The sequence below is a fragment of the Snodgrassella alvi genome (assembly GCF_002777425.1).
Lineage (GTDB): Bacteria > Pseudomonadota > Gammaproteobacteria > Burkholderiales > Neisseriaceae > Snodgrassella > Snodgrassella alvi_B.
Genome location: NZ_MDVC01000115.1, coordinates 82,033 through 97,682, shown reverse-complemented (window position 1 = coordinate 97,682; position 15,650 = coordinate 82,033). Strand labels below are relative to the sequence as shown.

Here is a 15,650-nt window from a genome sequence, read left to right as displayed (position 1 = left end):
TTGAGACAGGCACAAGCTTGCGACAACGATGGCTAAAGGCGTTTTGCTGATTCAGGTTGAATTTTACCTTTCAGTCCTTATTAATAAAACCTGTTTCGGGTTGTTTCTTCTGGTTTGCAGCGCTTCATTCATGTCTTTTATCCTAACCATTGCCACCGGTTTTTGGTTACAATGTGGTGCTTGTTTGGAATTTTTGCCGGACGAAGTTTAAATTAATGAGTTTGAATTTTGCTGTGGCTGGCAGTTGTGGATGGTTATGACTTATCAAGTATTGGCTCGTAAATGGCGACCGAAAAAGTTTGCCGATTTGGTGGGGCAGGAGCATGTGGTCAAGGCATTGATAAATGCGCTTGATAAGGGACGTTTGCATCATGCTTATATGCTCACAGGAACGCGAGGGGTAGGCAAAACCACAATTGCCCGTATTCTGGCCAAAAGCCTGAACTGTTTGCATGCTGAACATGGTGAACCGTGCAATCAGTGCGATACCTGCCGTCAGATTGATGCCGGCCGTTTTGTAGATGTACTGGAAATCGATGCGGCCTCTAATACCGGGATTGATAACATTCGCGAGGTGCTGGAAAACGCGCAATATGCGCCAACGATGGGGCGTTACAAAGTCTATATCATCGACGAAGTGCATATGTTGTCGAAAAGTGCTTTTAATGCCATGCTTAAAACGCTGGAAGAGCCACCGGAGCATGTTAAATTCATTTTAGCGACAACAGACCCGCAAAAAGTGCCGATTACGGTTTTAAGCCGCTGTCTTCAGCTTGTACTGCGTAATCTGAATAGCACTCAAGTACATGACCATCTGGTTTATGTATTGCAGCAGGAGAAGATTGCTTATGAAGACGCCGCACTGCTGCTGTTAGGCCGTGCTGCTGCCGGTTCAATGCGCGATGCACTTAGTCTGCTTGATCAGGCGATTGCCATTGGTTCAGGCAAGGTCGCTGAATCTGATGTACGCAATATGATTGGTGCAGTGGATAAAAGCTATCTGTATGCATTACTGGAGGCTCTGGCAGCACGTGATGGACAGGCTTTATTATCTAAAGCTGAGGAGATGGCCAGTTGTGCGGTGGGTTTTGACAGTGCACTAACTGAGCTGGCGTTGTTATTGCAACGTTTAACTATATTGCAATCCGTGCCTACGGCGATTGGCAAAGATGAACCCGAATATGCGGCTTTAACCCGCTTTGCCAGTCTGTTTTCCGGTGAACAAATTCAACTGTATTATCAATGTGCCTTACGCGGTAAAGCGGATTTACCTTTGGCTCCAGATGAAAAGGCCGGTTTTGTGATGACATTGCTGCGGATGCTGGCCTTTGCACCACTGGCAGCAATGAATACGCAGCGCCTGCATGGGCAGATTGACGGAACACAATTGCAAAATGCACCGGTGACAAATCATCAGGCAGTAGTGACACCTCCTGTTATTGAGCAAGCTGAGCCTGCTTCGACTTCAGTATCGCAGTCTGCGGCAGTACCTCAGACAGATACGGCACCAGCACTGGCAGAATTGGAAACAGTTAGTGAACCAATACCGGCTGTAGCTGTTAGTAGCATACCAGAAAATGTATCGCCATCAATTATGGGTTCTTCCCAGTCTGCTATGGCCGATGATGAACTACCGCCGCCATGGGAAATTAGTGCAGAAGATATTCCTTATGCATCTGATAGCGGCTTTGTTGCACCGGAATTGATAGATACAAAAGAAACGGGCGAGCATAAGCAGGTATCAGCCAAACAGCATAATGATACCTTGATACCGGCACAGGCTGATACTACAGAAATAACCACGGCAAAAGATAATTTCCCACCGTTAACAGCAGAAAATTGGCCGGAAATTTTAACTTTGCTGGCGCACCGGCTGGGGGCTGTGCAGTTGTTTAGCCAACATACAGCAATTGCTGATTATGATGAAAATAGTGGCGATTTAACCATTGCGCTGGCAGAGCAGGGCGAACCGACAGCTAATCGCGAGTTGCTGACTCGGCTGGCAGAAACCTTGTCTGAAGTTTATGGCTGCCCGATTCAGTTGCATACCTGTAGCTGGCAGGAGCAGAGTGCGTTAGAGACTCCGCAAATGCGCCAGCAGCGATTACATGCTGAAGAACAGCAACAGGCTCAATCTATCTTGGAGGCGCAGCCCGCAGTACAGATGCTGATGGAAACATTTAATGCAAGCTGGGTGCCAGAAAGCTTACGTTTGGATAAAGAATAATTGCAATATTTTGTTTAATTTTTTCCCTTTAAATTTGAAGTATAAGGAAGTTATCATGTTTGGAAAAGCAGGTTTGGGTGGTTTGATGAAGCAGGCGCAGCAAATGCAGGAACGCATGAAAAAGGCGCAGGCAGAATTGGCTAATGTAGAAGTGGACGGTGAATCTGGTGCCGGAATGGTTAAGGTAACCATGAACTGTCATTATGGCGTGAAACGTATTCATATTGATGACAGTCTGTTAGCAGATGCTGCTGATGACAAAGAGATGCTGGAAGATTTGATTGCTGCTGCAGTGAATGATGCTGTGCGTAAAGCAGAAGCAACTTCTTCCGAACGGATGGGACAATTTACTCAGGGTATGAATCTGCCGGCAGGCATGGGTGACTTTTTTAAATAATTCACTGTAATAGGAGAATAATCTACTAAAGATTATTCTCCTTAAAAATAAAGCGGTGCTATTTCCCAATAGTTAATTCTTACTGCCAGCACAGCAGGCCAGTTTGGAAACTGGCTATCATGAATAAATTTCTTTTAATAACTAGAGCTAAATTTCTGGTTGCAATAATAAAATAAAATTTTATGTTGTTAATTACGCTTGTTGCCGGTTTGCTGAGATATTGAATCAGCAGCCAATTTATTAATGAGTAACGGAATGAGCCCTAAATCAACTGATGCATTGAGTCGTTTAACAAACGCATTGAAGGTGTTGCCGAATGTTGGTCCCAAAACAGCGCAGCGCATGGCCTATGAATTGTTACAGCATAAACGTGCCGGAGCTGAAGAACTGGTAGCAGCTATTCAGGCGGCTCTATTGCAGGTACACCATTGTCGTTTGTGTAACACTTTTTGTGAAGGTGAATTGTGTGATATCTGTGCCGACGAGCAGCGCGATCCTAAACGGCTGATGATTGTGCATATGCCGGTGGATGTGGCTAGTATGGAGGCTGCCAACTGCCATGATGGCCTGTATTTTGTGCTAATGGGGCAGGTTAGTCCAGCGCAGGGAGCAGATTTAAAGGCGATTGCTCTGGATAAGCTGATTACTCGCCTACAGGAACATGAAGTAGATGAAATCATCATTGCTACCAGTTTCACCGCAGACGGCAATGCAACAGCTTATGTTCTGTCTCAGTTACTAGCGGATTTTCCGGCCAAAATCACTCGACTGGCGCAGGGTATGCCTCTAGGCGGCGAGCTGGAATATGTAGATGCCGGTACCTTAGCGCAAGCTGTATATGAGCGGCGCAACATTAAATAAATTCCAATGGAATGGGGTAACACCTTTTCAAACAATAAAACTATGAGTAAGTAATAAATTGTGAAAATTAAGACTTCCACAGACATTTATTTTTGTTATTTTAACTTGAGATGTCATATGAAGTCAGTTTGCTTCAACATAATATCCTATAGTGTTTTACTCTAAAAAGTTGTATAAATGATATCTAAAGCTGGTAAACATAAGGGTTTGATACGGTAACCAATGGAGTAAAACAATAATGAATGTACAGGATGTCAAATTCTCATTCAAAGAATTCCTTAAACGCCGTCGTCCTGAAAAATTTTCTGACTCATCGATTCGAGAAACTGGCTCTTTAGATAGAGTTGTACTTGAACACTTCCTTTCAACGTTAAGTACACGAAATCAAGAATTACAATTCGAAGATTTTGCGAAAAAAATATGTGAAAAAATCATTTGTCCTAATCTTCTTGAACAGACAGGTCCTGTTGCTGGAGGCGATGGTAAAACCGATACACAAACCTTTCCTGTTTCAGAACAGAGTAAACTTCTTTGGTTCGAAGGGATTAATGAAGCATCAAATAAAGAGCGCTGGGCCTTTGCTGTAAGTACACGTAAGGACTGGAAGAAAAAATGCCGTGAAGATGTATTTAAAATAAAAGAAACAGGACGTGGTTATACAAAGATATTCTGTATTACGAATCAATCTGCCAAATCTAATATTCGCTCGGAAGTTGAAGATGAACTACAAACACAAACAGGAATCGACGTTCGTGTACTAGATAGTAATTGGCTACTAGATCAGATTTACAAAAATCATTTTGAAGAATTGACTATTGAAACATTATCAATTCCAACACAATATAAACGAGAGATTATTTTTGGTGAGAATGATTATAGAAAACAAAAGAAATATGATGAACTAACTGAGTATATCCGAGATAACGTAAACCCGTCTGAAATTTCATATGAGCAAGTGGATGTTTTTTTAGAAATTGCAGAATTGAGTGCTGAGCTTGAGAAACCATTAATTGAAACACAAGGTTTATTTGAAAGAGCTATAAAAATTTCAACAAAATTTGGGACAAACCAGCAATTATTGGATGCATATTATCATTATGCTTGGAAGTCCCTTTTTTGGATGGAAGATTTTAATATATTTGAAGAAAATCTTCAATTAGCCTATAACTGTATAGCATCATCGACTAACTCTTCAAAATGGGAGAAAATTTTAAACTTAGTTACAGTCCATAAAAGTTATATAAAACTTAACAATGCTGCAATATCTACAATCGATATTGAGAGTATTGAGCGCAATATGTTATACAAATTAGATGAAATAGCAAAGGATGAATCGCGGCCCAGTAATTCGCTTACAGCTCAAACTTATAAAGCCATTTATAATATGACAACCTTTTCAAACATAGAAGATATTTCTCCTGTTTTTGAAGAGTTATATAATATTATTAAAAAAAGTGAGAATTTAATTGGCTACCCCTTTGAAAAAAGCTTTCATCTTTTGAATGAGCTGAGCGATATTTTTTTTGACGTTGATGCGTATGAGAAATTATTAGACTACCTGACAGAACAATCTGCTCTAAGAGATGGTGATGTTAAAGGAGCGTTATTAAATCTAAGAAGGGGCATAAAGAAAGTCCAAAATGGCCACTTCTATGAAGCAATAAAGCATCTAGGAAAATCTCTTATCCCGCTATATAAAGAAGAATCACGTGATAAGTTAATCTTATCATTAAAAGCTATAGCTTATGCTTACGAATCTATTGGATTACTATGGATTTCACGTTCTTGCTTACTACTATCAGCTTCTTTGATTACTGATAACTATTGGAAATATGATGAGATTTCACTAAAGCAGGCTAATACTTATTACCATTTATGCCTTATAGAAATTAAACTTGGAAAATTAGCACATGCTCTTTTATGGTATGAATTGTTTTTGATTATTAACCAAAATATTAGTGATAACTCATTTGGCGAGGAAGAAAATCAGCAAATTGACTTTTATATAAGCAAACTTATTTTAAACGCTGATCTGAAAGAGTTAGAGCATCAAATTAACGTACCCGACGAACTTGATAAGTTAAGGTTATTTGTATCATCTGGTTGCCTTAAATACTCGTTAGGTTATATTGAAGATTTTGAACGTGAATACGGGACTACAGCCAATCATGAGCAAGATGATTTTTTACAAAAGGTTCGTGATTTTGATACTGGATTCAACAGTGAATGCATAATTGGATATCAACAGAAACGAGGACTATATAAATCTTTTATTTTTGGATGCAAAATAGAAATTAGCTTTCCAAACCGTTCACCATTTACAGAGTTTTCAGCTAATGTCTTAGCACTTTTAGAAGGTGCTTTTGCAACTTGTGCAGTTGATAACATTCATCTTAAAGAAGCATTCTTAGTTATTGAAATAGTAGCAGAAGATGAAGATGATTTATCATTATCACACGAGATAAATAGTGATGGTGGAAAGCTAAATCTTACAATTAACTGTGCTGGTTTCGACAAAAGTCTCTTTAAAATCGATGATCAACAAAAAATTATAAACGAATTTAAAAATTTGGTATTTGATCTTCTCCCTGAGTTGTTTCTTATAAAAAATACAGAATACATTCAAAAGATGATCTTTGAAGATGCAGCATTTGAAAGAGCAATTAACTTTGGTGCTTGTGTCAAAGCCATTGAAAATGTTCTAGGAAATGATATCGACCAACAAATTAAGAAAATTTATTCCACTAGTGTTGAAAAGAGAACTTATCCTCTGCTAAGAAACAAATCTTGGGATAATGAATTTCCTAAAGTATTGGAGATGAATGGGGGTAGTGATCCAATTTTTGGAAGAGAGAGAACATCGGAAGAGAAATTTAGTACACAAAATATAACACATAAAGATTATTACATACAAAATTTAATTAAACCTCGTTTATGGGATAGAACGTTCTGGCAAGGGGTGGGTTTCGTTCAATTCAAATCATGTTACCCGGGGTTATATTTATTGTTTAAAGATGCTAGTGTAGGTGAAGATATTTTTAAAGACCTTATATCATCAGTAGGCTTATTAAATAGTAAATCCAGATTACGTGTATGTATTGTTAAAGGTATTTCAGTTAAAAATCCAGCTCATTATAGGGTACTGATATCTGAGAATATGAAGAATGCCCCAATGACCAAAAGAATGACAATGATCAGTCGAATTAATAAAATAACTCCCAATAACAATGTCAATCTAGACAGATTTCTTGCAGCTTACCATTCCTGCGGAAAATTCTATCTTGGATGTGATGCAATGTTAAAGAGTATTACTACTGATTTCCCACGAAAAGATAGCTTAGGTATAGAAATGAATGCGTTAGATGTTAGATGGGCATGGGAAATTGGCTTAAATGATGTTGATCGTATTGGTGTGGATTTGGATGAAGATGATCCCTTTATTCCTAATGATGTTGCTGATATCCCATTGTTAGAATTGATACATAACTCCCCCCTAAAGTAGTACTGTGACTATTCCCTAAAATAGTACCGCCCAACAGTAGAAAATTCTCTCCATTAACCCAAAGAGGATTTAAACATGAAAAAGATGACTGAACATCAAGCCGGTATTCCTGTCAAAGAACTTTGCCGTAAGCTGTTCTTATGAATATCAACCCAAATTACAGGATGCTTTAATGATTATGTCGGTACTAAGCATCACTGGCAAGCATCTAGGCTGTGGCTTTCCTAAATGTTTTAGTCGCGTCTGAAAGTTACAATTGGTGTTTATGGTTGTGGGTATTGATGATTTAAATCAGGAATAATAGATGGTCTTCCACGGCTTAAGTTTTATGAGGAGTTGATGTTTTTATACCAGATCATTAGTGAAGTATATGTTTGGTAATTAATACTATAAATAATATGATATTCGTTTATTGAGTCTACAAATTGTTGATGGTGCTAACCGGTTTTTCAACTATTAGTTAATAAACCGGTTATTGGGGTAATCAGTTATGGTATTACTCATAAACAATTCAGATAAAAATATCAATTTTTATCTGCTGGCGCGCCCAGAAATAGGTGATAAGCAGCATTGTGGGTCTGTTCCTGATAGGTGTAGCCAACATTATCCAGAAAAATCTGGAATTTTTCTGTATCTGCCGGGGGAATGTCCAATCCCACCAGTACACGGCCGAAATCGGCGCCATGATTGCGATAGTGAAACAGGGTGATGTTCCAGTCTGATTGCATGTGAAGCAAAAAGCGTCTTAATGCGCCCGGCCGTTCGGGGAATTCAAAGCTTATCAGATGCTCGTTGGCTACTTTGCTGGTGCGTCCGCCTACCATATAGCGAATGTGCAGTTTGGCCATTTCATTATGGGTTAAATCCAGCGTGGGTAGGCCATTGCTGTTTAGTTCTTGTGCAATGTGCTGTAAGTCGGCGGTGTCATTACTCTGAATGCCGACAAAGATATGGGCTTTGTGGTCGTCGCCATAGCGATAGTTAAATTCGGTAATGCTTCTGTTGCCAATCAAATCGATAAAATGGCGGAAACTGCCCGGCTTTTCTGGAATGGTAACGGCAAAGATGCCTTCGTGGCCTTCTGATAGTTCACAGCGCTCAGATACGTGGCGTAGCTGGTGAAAATTCATGTTTGCGCCACTGGTTACTGCTATCAGGTTTTGATGCTGGCACTGATTACGGCCAATATAGGCTTTCAGGCCGGCCAGTGCCAGTGCGCCGGAAGTTTCGGTTATGCTGCGGGTATTATCGAATATATCTTTTATGGCGGCACAGATGCTATCGGTGTCTACTACGATGATGTCGTCAAGCAGATCACGGCACAGGGCAAACGTTTCTTCACCCACCAGTTTAACGGCGGTGCCATCGGCAAATAGGCCGACTTCTTTCAATTCTATACGCTTGCCCGCAGCAATGGATTGTTTCATGGCGCAGGCGTCTTCGGTTTCTACACCGATAACTTTGATTTCAGGGCGTACGTTTTTTATATAGGCTGCTATGCCGGCGGCGAGGCCACCACCGCCGATAGCCACAAAAACGGCGTCTATTGGTTTGGGGTGCTGCCGCAGTATTTCCATGCCGATGGTACCCTGGCCTGCAATTACGTCTGGGTCATCAAAGGGCGGAATGTAGGTTAGGCCGCTTTGGGCAACGAGTTGCATGGCATGGTTGTAGGCATCGTTGTAGGATTCTCCCGCCAGTACTACTTTGCCACCGCGTTTTTTGACGGCGTCTATTTTGATTTGTGGTGTGGTTTGGGGCATGACGATGGTAGCTTCACAACCTAATTTTTGTGCTGAAAGTGCTACTCCTTGAGCATGATTGCCAGCAGACGCGGTAATCACGCCTTTTTTCAGGGCACTGCTTTGCAGTTTGGCCATTTTGTTATAGGCACCACGGATTTTAAAGGAGAATACGGGTTGCAGGTCTTCTCTTTTCAGCCAGATGTGGTTGTTCAGGCGGTCGGACAGATTGGCAGCATAATCCAGAGGAGTTTCAATAGCCACATCGTAAACAGCGGCGGTAAGAATGCGGGTAAGGTAATTTGCGTGATTGTTCATGGTATGTAGTGAGGGAATGGCTGATTTTATTATACAGATTATCTGTTTAACTTATTTAATCCAAAATTAACGATAACGCGGCTGTTTTTTTTATGCAAGTAAATTTGCCAATATGGCCTATTATGGGTAGGCAACTGTTTATAATGATGGGTACAGAATGTGCTTGATATGGGTTAATCCGGATTTAAATTAGATAGTAGATATGATGAGAATTGTTTTTCGTTGGCTCTATACGGCTTTGCTGATGGGTGTTCTGCCATTAGCGCAGGCGGTGAGTTTGCCTGAAATCAATGCAGCTGCATATGCGGTGGCTGATGAGCAAAGCGGCATGATTCTGGCCAGTAGAGATAAGGATGCGCGGATAGAGCCGGCAGCTCTGACAAAGCTGATGACCGCTTATCTGGTTTTTGATGCTTTACAGAGTGGTAAGTTGAAAGCGCAGCAACCGTTGAAGATTTCAACTGCTGGCTGGCACACTGATGGTAGCCGCATGTTTTTACAGCAGGGTGTGCCGGTAAATGCTGAAACGGTGGTGCAGGGGATGCTGGTTGTTTCTGCCAATGATGCAGCGATTACGTTGGCTGAAGCAGTTAGCGGGGGAGAGAAGGCGTTTGTACGGCGTATGAATGCGGAAGCACAGAAAATGGGGCTGGAAAATACCCACTTTGTTAATTGCACGGGCTTGCCGGCAGAAGGGCAATATAGCAGTGTGGGTGATTTGTTGCTGGTGGCACAGGCATTGGTGCGTGATTTTCCTCAATATCAAAGTTGGTTTGCTAAAAAATCATTTTCCTATAATGGGATTACTCAGTTAAACCGTAATTTGCTATTGTTCCGGGATGATAAGGTGGATGGGCTGGCTGTGGGTTATACGATCAATGGCGGTTACAATCTGGCGGTGAGCAGTAAGCGCAATGAGCGCAGAGTTATTGCGGTACTGGTAGGTGCGGATAGCAGTGAGGCCAGAGCGGCAGAAGGCAGTAAGTTATTGAGCTGGGCGCTGACTTCTTTTAATACAGCCAGAGTGTATCCTGCCAACCACAAGGTGGCAGATATTGCTGTTTATAAGGGGGCGCATGGTAAGGTAGCTGTGGGTTTTTTGCGTGATGCGTATGTTACTTTGCCATCTGGTGGGGCAAAGCAGTTATCAATGGAACTGGAAGCGGTGCAGCCGGTGGTAGCGCCGGTGCGTAAAGGGCAAAGTATGGGTACGTTGAAATTGCTGCTTGGTAAGCAGGTAGTGGCGCAGCAGGAAGTGGTGGCCTTGGATGACGTGGGTGAAGCTGGTTGGTTTAGCCGCTGGCTGGATGGTGTGTCTTTGTGGTGGCGCGGCCTTTTTAGCTGATGATACTTTGCGATGCAGGCAGTAAGCAGGTTGATATTTCCGGCTGGGCTAGTGCTTGCTGATTTTGGTTACTGTGACTGATTCAGCTTGTCAGTGATATGGATTGGGCTGGTAAACGGTTAAATGGTATATGTTACGGTTTTGGATAAGTTTTATTTAAAAAGAAACCCATCTGTAGATGGGTTTCTTTTTTGCATTAATTATTCATACGGGTGTTGCAGCAAAATGGTTTCTTCTCGGTCTGGACCGGTAGAAATCATGGCAATCGGAGCACCGCAGATTTCTTCAATGCGTTTCAGATAGGCTTTGGCATTATCTGGTAAGGCATCATATGATTTTAAACCGTAGGTGCTTTCCTGCCAGCCCGGCATGGTTTCGTAGATGGGGGTGCAGGCAGACACAGCATCTGAACCACAGGGCAGAATATCTGTTTTTTCGCCGTTGTAATCATAGCCTACACAGATGTTGATGCTATCCATGCCATCCATGACGTCCAGTTTGGTGAGACATAAGCCGGAGATGCCATTGACTTGAATGGAGCGTTTCATTAGTGCTGCATCAAACCAGCCGCAGCGACGCGGGCGCCCGGTTACTGCACCAAATTCGTTACCACGTTGCGCCAGGCCTTCGCCTACGCTGTCAAAGAGTTCGGTTGGGAATGGGCCGGAACCGACGCGGGTAGTATAGGCTTTAACAATGCCTAGTACGTAATCGAGTTTGGTGGGGCCTACACCTGAGCCAACGGCTGCGGCGCCGGCAATACAGTTAGAAGAGGTAACATAGGGGTAGGTGCCGTAATCGATATCAAGGAATGTACCCTGTGCACCTTCAAACAGTAGCGACTCGCCACGGGCATTCATGTCGTTCAGCTCGCGGGAAACGTCACCAACCATGGGCCGTATCTGTTCGGCCAGTTCCAGAGTTTGCTGATAGATTTGTTCGGCATCCAGTGCTTGCTGACCATACAGGCCGGTGAGCTGGCAGTTATAGATAGCTACAGCGTCTTTGATTTTCTGCTGTAATACATCCGGCTGGAACAGATCCATGACGCGTACTGCGCGCCGGGCAATTTTGTCTTCATAGGCCGGGCCAATACCGCGGCCGGTTGTCCCGATTTTTTTATCGCCTTTGGCTGCTTCGCGGGCATGATCCAGCGCAATATGGTAGGGCAGAATCAGTGGACAGGTTGGTGCAATGGTAAGCTGTTTGGTTACATCGATACCGGCCTGCTGTAATTCAGCCATTTCACTGAGTAAGGCTTCTGGTGATACAACCACACCGGAACCGATAAAACAACGTTTGCCTGTATGCAGAATGCCGCTGGGAATCAGTCGTAATACGGTTTTTTTGTCATTTACTACCAGGGTATGGCCTGCATTATGTCCGCCCTGATAACGTACCACGCCGGAGGCACGCTCAGTTAGCCAGTCTACTATTTTACCTTTGCCTTCATCACCCCACTGGGTGCCGACAACGACGACGTTTTTTGCCATATGGTTTTACCTGCTCATACTAAGGGTTAATTATTGCTACAAAGGAATCAGTTGCCATTGCTGGTTTTGCCACACTAGTTGGCGATCGCATCCTTTGACATTGTTGCATTCAGGCGTGTAATCGATGATGACGCATTCACCGGCTGAACGCAGTTGCTCTATTTCGTTTTTTGCAGCGGTGGCATCGTGCACGCTGACTTTTATGCCGCGCAGTTTTTCTACTGGAGGCAGATGCCCGATTAAATCGCGTAAGTCAAAACTGAAACCGGACGCAGGGCGGCTGCGGCCAAAATATTTACCCAAGCCATCATAGCGGCCACCACGTGCCAATGCATCGGGCCAGTCTTCACTATAGGCGGCAAACAATAATCCGGTATGGTAGTTGTCTACCCGCAGTTCGCTCAGGTCAATAAATATATTATGGCTGGCAAAAGCAGTGCAGATTTGCTGTAGTTGTTGTAATGCCTGGTGTATTTCCGGTAAATCCGGCAATGTGGCTATGGCAGTCTGCAATACTTTTTCGGTGCCGTATAATGTGGGTAATGCCACGAATGCATTAATCCATTGTTCTGGAAGCTGCCATTGCTGTACACATTGCTGTACAGCGGCGGCGTCTTTAGCCTGCATGAGCTGCAACAGGGTAGTAGCCTGTTGTGCTTCCAGATTGGCCGCTTTGGCCAGTGCGTGAAAAATTCCTATGTGGCCTAATGACAAGGTTGGCTCTGGTACGTTGACGATTGCCAGGCTTTTCAGCATTAAATCAATTAGTTCAATGTCTGCTTCAATGCCCGCATGGCCATACAGTTCTGCGCCAATCTGTAAAGGTTCACGTGTGCTTAAAAAGCCATCGGGGCGTGCATGCAGTACCGAACCGGCATAGCACAGGCGATTCACTCCGCTATTGGCTGAAAGCAGGTGAGCGTCAATGCGGGCAACCTGTGGGGTGATATCTGCACGCAGGCCAAGCTGACGACCGCTGAGCTGGTCGACAACGCGAATGGTTTTTAGAGACAGGCCTTCATCGATACGGGTAAGTAAGGATTGGCTGTATTCGAGTAGAGGAGGGCTGACAAGTTCGTAGCCATGAACGCGATAAAGTGCTAACAGCTGTTCTTTGGCGCTTTCTAGCTGGCGCGCGGCAGAAGGAAGGATGTCGGCAATGTATGCGGGCAATTGCCAAGACTGCATTGGGATTCCTCACAAAATACAAGCCACACTGAGCCTGTGGGAACAGTGTGACATGGACATGAAAAGGCAGGTGAATGCTGTGCCTGAGGTCTGTTAAAACATCACTTTATCACAATTTAACGTTTTTATACCAGTGACAATTATGGTTAGATTACCATTTTACCCAGCCGGTAGCCCAGGTAAGCAAAATGATGCCGCCAAATATAATCCGGTACCAAGCGAAAGGAATATAGTTTTTGTGAGCAACAAAGCGCAGTAATGCTTTAACGGCTACGAGTGCGGATAGAAATGCTGCTACAAAGCCAATCGCGATTAAAAGTAAATCGTCCCGGGTAAATTCACTCAGATGCTTGAGCATGTCGTAACCGGTGGCGGCAATCATTACCGGCACGGCCAGAAAAAACGAAAATTCTGTGGCTGTTTTGCGCTCAATACCCCACAGCATGCCGCCCATGATGGTACTACCGGAGCGGGAGGTGCCAGGAATTAGAGCCAGAATTTGTGCTAGTCCCACTACTAAGGCATCGCGCGGACGCATTTCTTCAACGCTTCTGATTTTGGGTTTGATGCGGCTCTGGCGTCTTTCAATCCAAAGAATTAGTAAGCCGCCGATGACTAGGGCGGCAGCGACGGTAATGGGATTAAACAGGTAGTGTTTAATTTGTTCATTAAACAGTAAACCTATGATGGCTGCGGGGATAAAAGCAATGGCCAGATTGAGAACAAAGCGATTGGTGGCAGGCTCTTTGCCGATATGGGTAATGATATGAGCAAAGCGATGTTTGTATTCAAAAACAATAGCGAGGATTGCACCCAACTGAATGGTGATGTCAAATACTTCACCTGTGGTCTGAAATTTGAGCAGATTACCAACGACAATGAGATGGCCAGTACTGGAAACAGGCAAAAATTCGGTTAGGCCTTCGACGATGCCCAGTATTAGGGCTTTTAGAAATAAGATAATATCCATTTTTATTTACTGTGCTTTGTGTATTGATGCCATGATTGTTACGCAAAACAGCAAAACAATAGTGTGTTTAGGGGTAAACACACTATTGTTTTAGTTGTAGATTAAAATCTATCGATTTGCAGAAGCAGCCAGTGAGGCACCTATGCTTTTGGGTAGTTTACGTGTATTTGTAGCCCCTGTGCTATTTTCATTGCGTACTTTTTCAATTAATTCATTTAGTGTTTTCATTCCCGCTCCGAATCCTCGCGGAAATTTAAGTTGGTATTTGCCGCCAACGATAACGATTGGTGTGGACTGGATGTCGTATTTTTCACTCAGTTTGCGCATGCTGGTGGCTGCGGCAGCGTTTTCCAGGCTGTTGTAGGCTTTGACAAGTTTTTGACCATCAAATGTAGTTTGCTGTACTGCCCATTTGTTGAATACCTCAGGCCGCCATAATTCGATTTGTTTGTTAAAGATGGCATCAAAAATTGGCGGGTCTGCCTGTAGTTTCATTCCGGTACTGTTTACTGCTGCGGCGACACGAGCCAGATTGTAGTAAATATTATCATCCCACACTACGTGCACTGGGCGCAGATAGGTATCGGGGGCGAAGGATTTCATTTCCTTGAGCATGTATGGTTCGAGATGTGAACAGTGGATACAGCTGTAGGAGAAAAATTCCAGCACTTCAACTTTGTTTTTGTGCAGTTGTGGAATGGGTTTATCGAGTACGACGTAGTCTACGTTAACTAATGCTGCCTGTGCCATACCACTGGCAAATGCCAGTGTGGTGGCCATGATTCTAATAATTTTTTTAAGCATGTTGATTCCTTGTTTTCATGAAAGCTGGCTGATTCAGGATGCTGCTCTGGTCAGGCTGTCGATATTGTGTTGTTGCAAGGTTTTTTTAATTTGGCTGGCCTGAGTCTGGGTCAGGTGATCGGTCTGAACACGGTATTTGGTTGTACCGTTGACTTTGGCACTGTGCACGCTACTGTTGATGCCAAGCATCACTAGTTTGGCGCGTTGTGCATCGGCATCGGTGCGATTGTTAAACGAACCGATTTGCAGATAGACTTTGCCGTCAGTATGTTGTTTTTCCGCAGCCTGCTGGGCTTTTTCCAGACTGCCGTTATTTAGTATCTGTTCTGGGGTGACATGTGCATGTTTGGGGGCAGACGGTGCTTTTTTGGGTGTTTTGTCTGGTGTTTTATGCGGTTTGGCTGGCTGGGTTACTTGTGAGTGGTTTGTAATGACTTCGTCAATGACCTCATCTTCGATACCACCCATGTTAACCGGCTGTGAGGCAGTAGGAGTAGCCTGTGTTTCGCTGGCTGTGACTGTAGGTGCAGAGGTCTCCGGTATAAATGGCTGGGTAGGTGAAGCATTATTTGGTGTGAGTATTTCTGGCTGTGGCGGCGCAGAAGCAGTAGAGTGACCAGGAGTTTTGAAATCTGATTTGCTTTTGTTCAGGTAAAACAGGACGCCAGCAATGACGATGGTTGCAATTAGCAAACCGACGATAAAGCTGACGAGTCCTTTACCTGCCTGATGAAGAGGTATGTTTATATGCATGTTGAAAGCCTTTATGTTGGCATTGTATACGGCAAAATCTGTTCAGGACC

The 15,650-nt window shown here is 43.4% G+C and carries 11 protein-coding genes; 5 read left to right on the top strand and 6 right to left on the bottom strand.

Annotated elements, in window-relative coordinates; translation table 11 throughout:
- Positions 1 to 256 precede the first annotated feature (256 nt).
- The 4 genes from dnaX (at position 257) to BGI33_RS12365 (ending at position 6,987) form a co-directional block, all read left to right on the top strand.
- Positions 257 to 2,227: a DNA polymerase III subunit gamma/tau gene (gene dnaX / locus BGI33_RS12380; RefSeq protein WP_100091563.1), complete on the top strand. Its 1,971-nt coding sequence runs from the start codon at positions 257 to 259 to the stop codon at positions 2,225 to 2,227.
- Between the two features lie 55 nt (positions 2,228 to 2,282).
- On the top strand, positions 2,283 to 2,624 hold the full coding sequence (locus BGI33_RS12375) for a YbaB/EbfC family nucleoid-associated protein (RefSeq protein ID WP_100091478.1): 342 nt from the start codon (positions 2,283 to 2,285) through the stop codon (positions 2,622 to 2,624).
- 255 nt (positions 2,625 to 2,879) lie between these two features.
- Positions 2,880 to 3,485 carry a recombination mediator RecR gene (gene recR, locus BGI33_RS12370; protein WP_100091477.1) on the top strand — a complete coding sequence of 202 codons (606 nt, stop codon included), beginning with the start codon at positions 2,880 to 2,882 and terminating at the stop codon, positions 3,483 to 3,485.
- 238 nt (positions 3,486 to 3,723) lie between these two features.
- Complete coding sequence (locus BGI33_RS12365; protein WP_100091476.1) at positions 3,724 to 6,987, top strand: hypothetical protein; 3,264 nt, start codon at positions 3,724 to 3,726, stop codon at positions 6,985 to 6,987.
- A 524-nt stretch (positions 6,988 to 7,511) separates the two neighbouring features.
- Here the strand turns inward: BGI33_RS12365 and ilvA are convergent.
- Positions 7,512 to 9,047, bottom strand: a complete 1,536-nt coding sequence (gene ilvA, locus BGI33_RS12360; protein ID WP_100091475.1) for a threonine ammonia-lyase, biosynthetic — start codon at positions 9,045 to 9,047, stop codon at positions 7,512 to 7,514.
- 202 nt (positions 9,048 to 9,249) lie between these two features.
- Between ilvA and BGI33_RS12355 the strand changes: the two genes are divergently transcribed.
- Positions 9,250 to 10,392 (top strand): D-alanyl-D-alanine carboxypeptidase family protein, encoded by a 1,143-nt coding sequence (locus BGI33_RS12355; protein ID WP_100091474.1) that lies wholly within the window; start codon positions 9,250 to 9,252, stop codon positions 10,390 to 10,392.
- Positions 10,393 to 10,592: 200 nt separating this feature from the next.
- Here the strand turns inward: BGI33_RS12355 and BGI33_RS12350 are convergent, their stop codons facing one another.
- The 5 genes from BGI33_RS12350 to BGI33_RS12330 all read right to left on the bottom strand — a co-directional run bounded on the left by BGI33_RS12350 (position 10,593) and on the right by BGI33_RS12330 (position 15,600).
- Complete coding sequence (locus tag BGI33_RS12350; RefSeq protein ID WP_100091473.1) at positions 10,593 to 11,885, bottom strand: adenylosuccinate synthase; 1,293 nt, start codon at positions 11,883 to 11,885, stop codon at positions 10,593 to 10,595.
- Between the two features lie 36 nt (positions 11,886 to 11,921).
- Positions 11,922 to 13,073: an ATP phosphoribosyltransferase regulatory subunit gene (locus BGI33_RS12345; protein WP_100091472.1), complete on the bottom strand. Its 1,152-nt coding sequence runs from the start codon at positions 13,071 to 13,073 to the stop codon at positions 11,922 to 11,924.
- A gap of 151 nt (positions 13,074 to 13,224) precedes the next feature.
- Entirely contained in the window at positions 13,225 to 14,043 is an 819-nt protein-coding gene (locus BGI33_RS12340) for an undecaprenyl-diphosphate phosphatase (RefSeq protein WP_100091471.1), read from the bottom strand.
- A gap of 108 nt (positions 14,044 to 14,151) precedes the next feature.
- Complete coding sequence (locus tag BGI33_RS12335; protein ID WP_100091470.1) at positions 14,152 to 14,847, bottom strand: thiol:disulfide interchange protein DsbA/DsbL; 696 nt, start codon at positions 14,845 to 14,847, stop codon at positions 14,152 to 14,154.
- A gap of 33 nt (positions 14,848 to 14,880) precedes the next feature.
- Positions 14,881 to 15,600, bottom strand: coding sequence for an SPOR domain-containing protein (locus tag BGI33_RS12330; protein ID WP_100091469.1), 720 nt, complete (start codon positions 15,598 to 15,600; stop codon positions 14,881 to 14,883).
- Positions 15,601 to 15,650: the final 50 nt, after the last annotated feature.

Coding starts and splice junctions, on each gene's coding strand:
- dnaX (WP_100091563.1), top strand. CDS start 257: ATGACTTATCAAGTATTGGCTCGTAAATGGCGACCGAAAAAGTTTGCC.
- BGI33_RS12375 (WP_100091478.1), top strand. CDS start 2,283: ATGTTTGGAAAAGCAGGTTTGGGTGGTTTGATGAAGCAGGCGCAGCAA.
- recR (WP_100091477.1), top strand. CDS start 2,880: ATGAGCCCTAAATCAACTGATGCATTGAGTCGTTTAACAAACGCATTG.
- BGI33_RS12365 (WP_100091476.1), top strand. CDS start 3,724: ATGAATGTACAGGATGTCAAATTCTCATTCAAAGAATTCCTTAAACGC.
- ilvA (WP_100091475.1), bottom strand. CDS start 9,047: ATGAACAATCACGCAAATTACCTTACCCGCATTCTTACCGCCGCTGTT.
- BGI33_RS12355 (WP_100091474.1), top strand. CDS start 9,250: ATGATGAGAATTGTTTTTCGTTGGCTCTATACGGCTTTGCTGATGGGT.
- BGI33_RS12350 (WP_100091473.1), bottom strand. CDS start 11,885: ATGGCAAAAAACGTCGTCGTTGTCGGCACCCAGTGGGGTGATGAAGGC.
- BGI33_RS12345 (WP_100091472.1), bottom strand. CDS start 13,073: ATGCAGTCTTGGCAATTGCCCGCATACATTGCCGACATCCTTCCTTCT.
- BGI33_RS12340 (WP_100091471.1), bottom strand. CDS start 14,043: ATGGATATTATCTTATTTCTAAAAGCCCTAATACTGGGCATCGTCGAA.
- BGI33_RS12335 (WP_100091470.1), bottom strand. CDS start 14,847: ATGCTTAAAAAAATTATTAGAATCATGGCCACCACACTGGCATTTGCC.
- BGI33_RS12330 (WP_100091469.1), bottom strand. CDS start 15,600: ATGCATATAAACATACCTCTTCATCAGGCAGGTAAAGGACTCGTCAGC.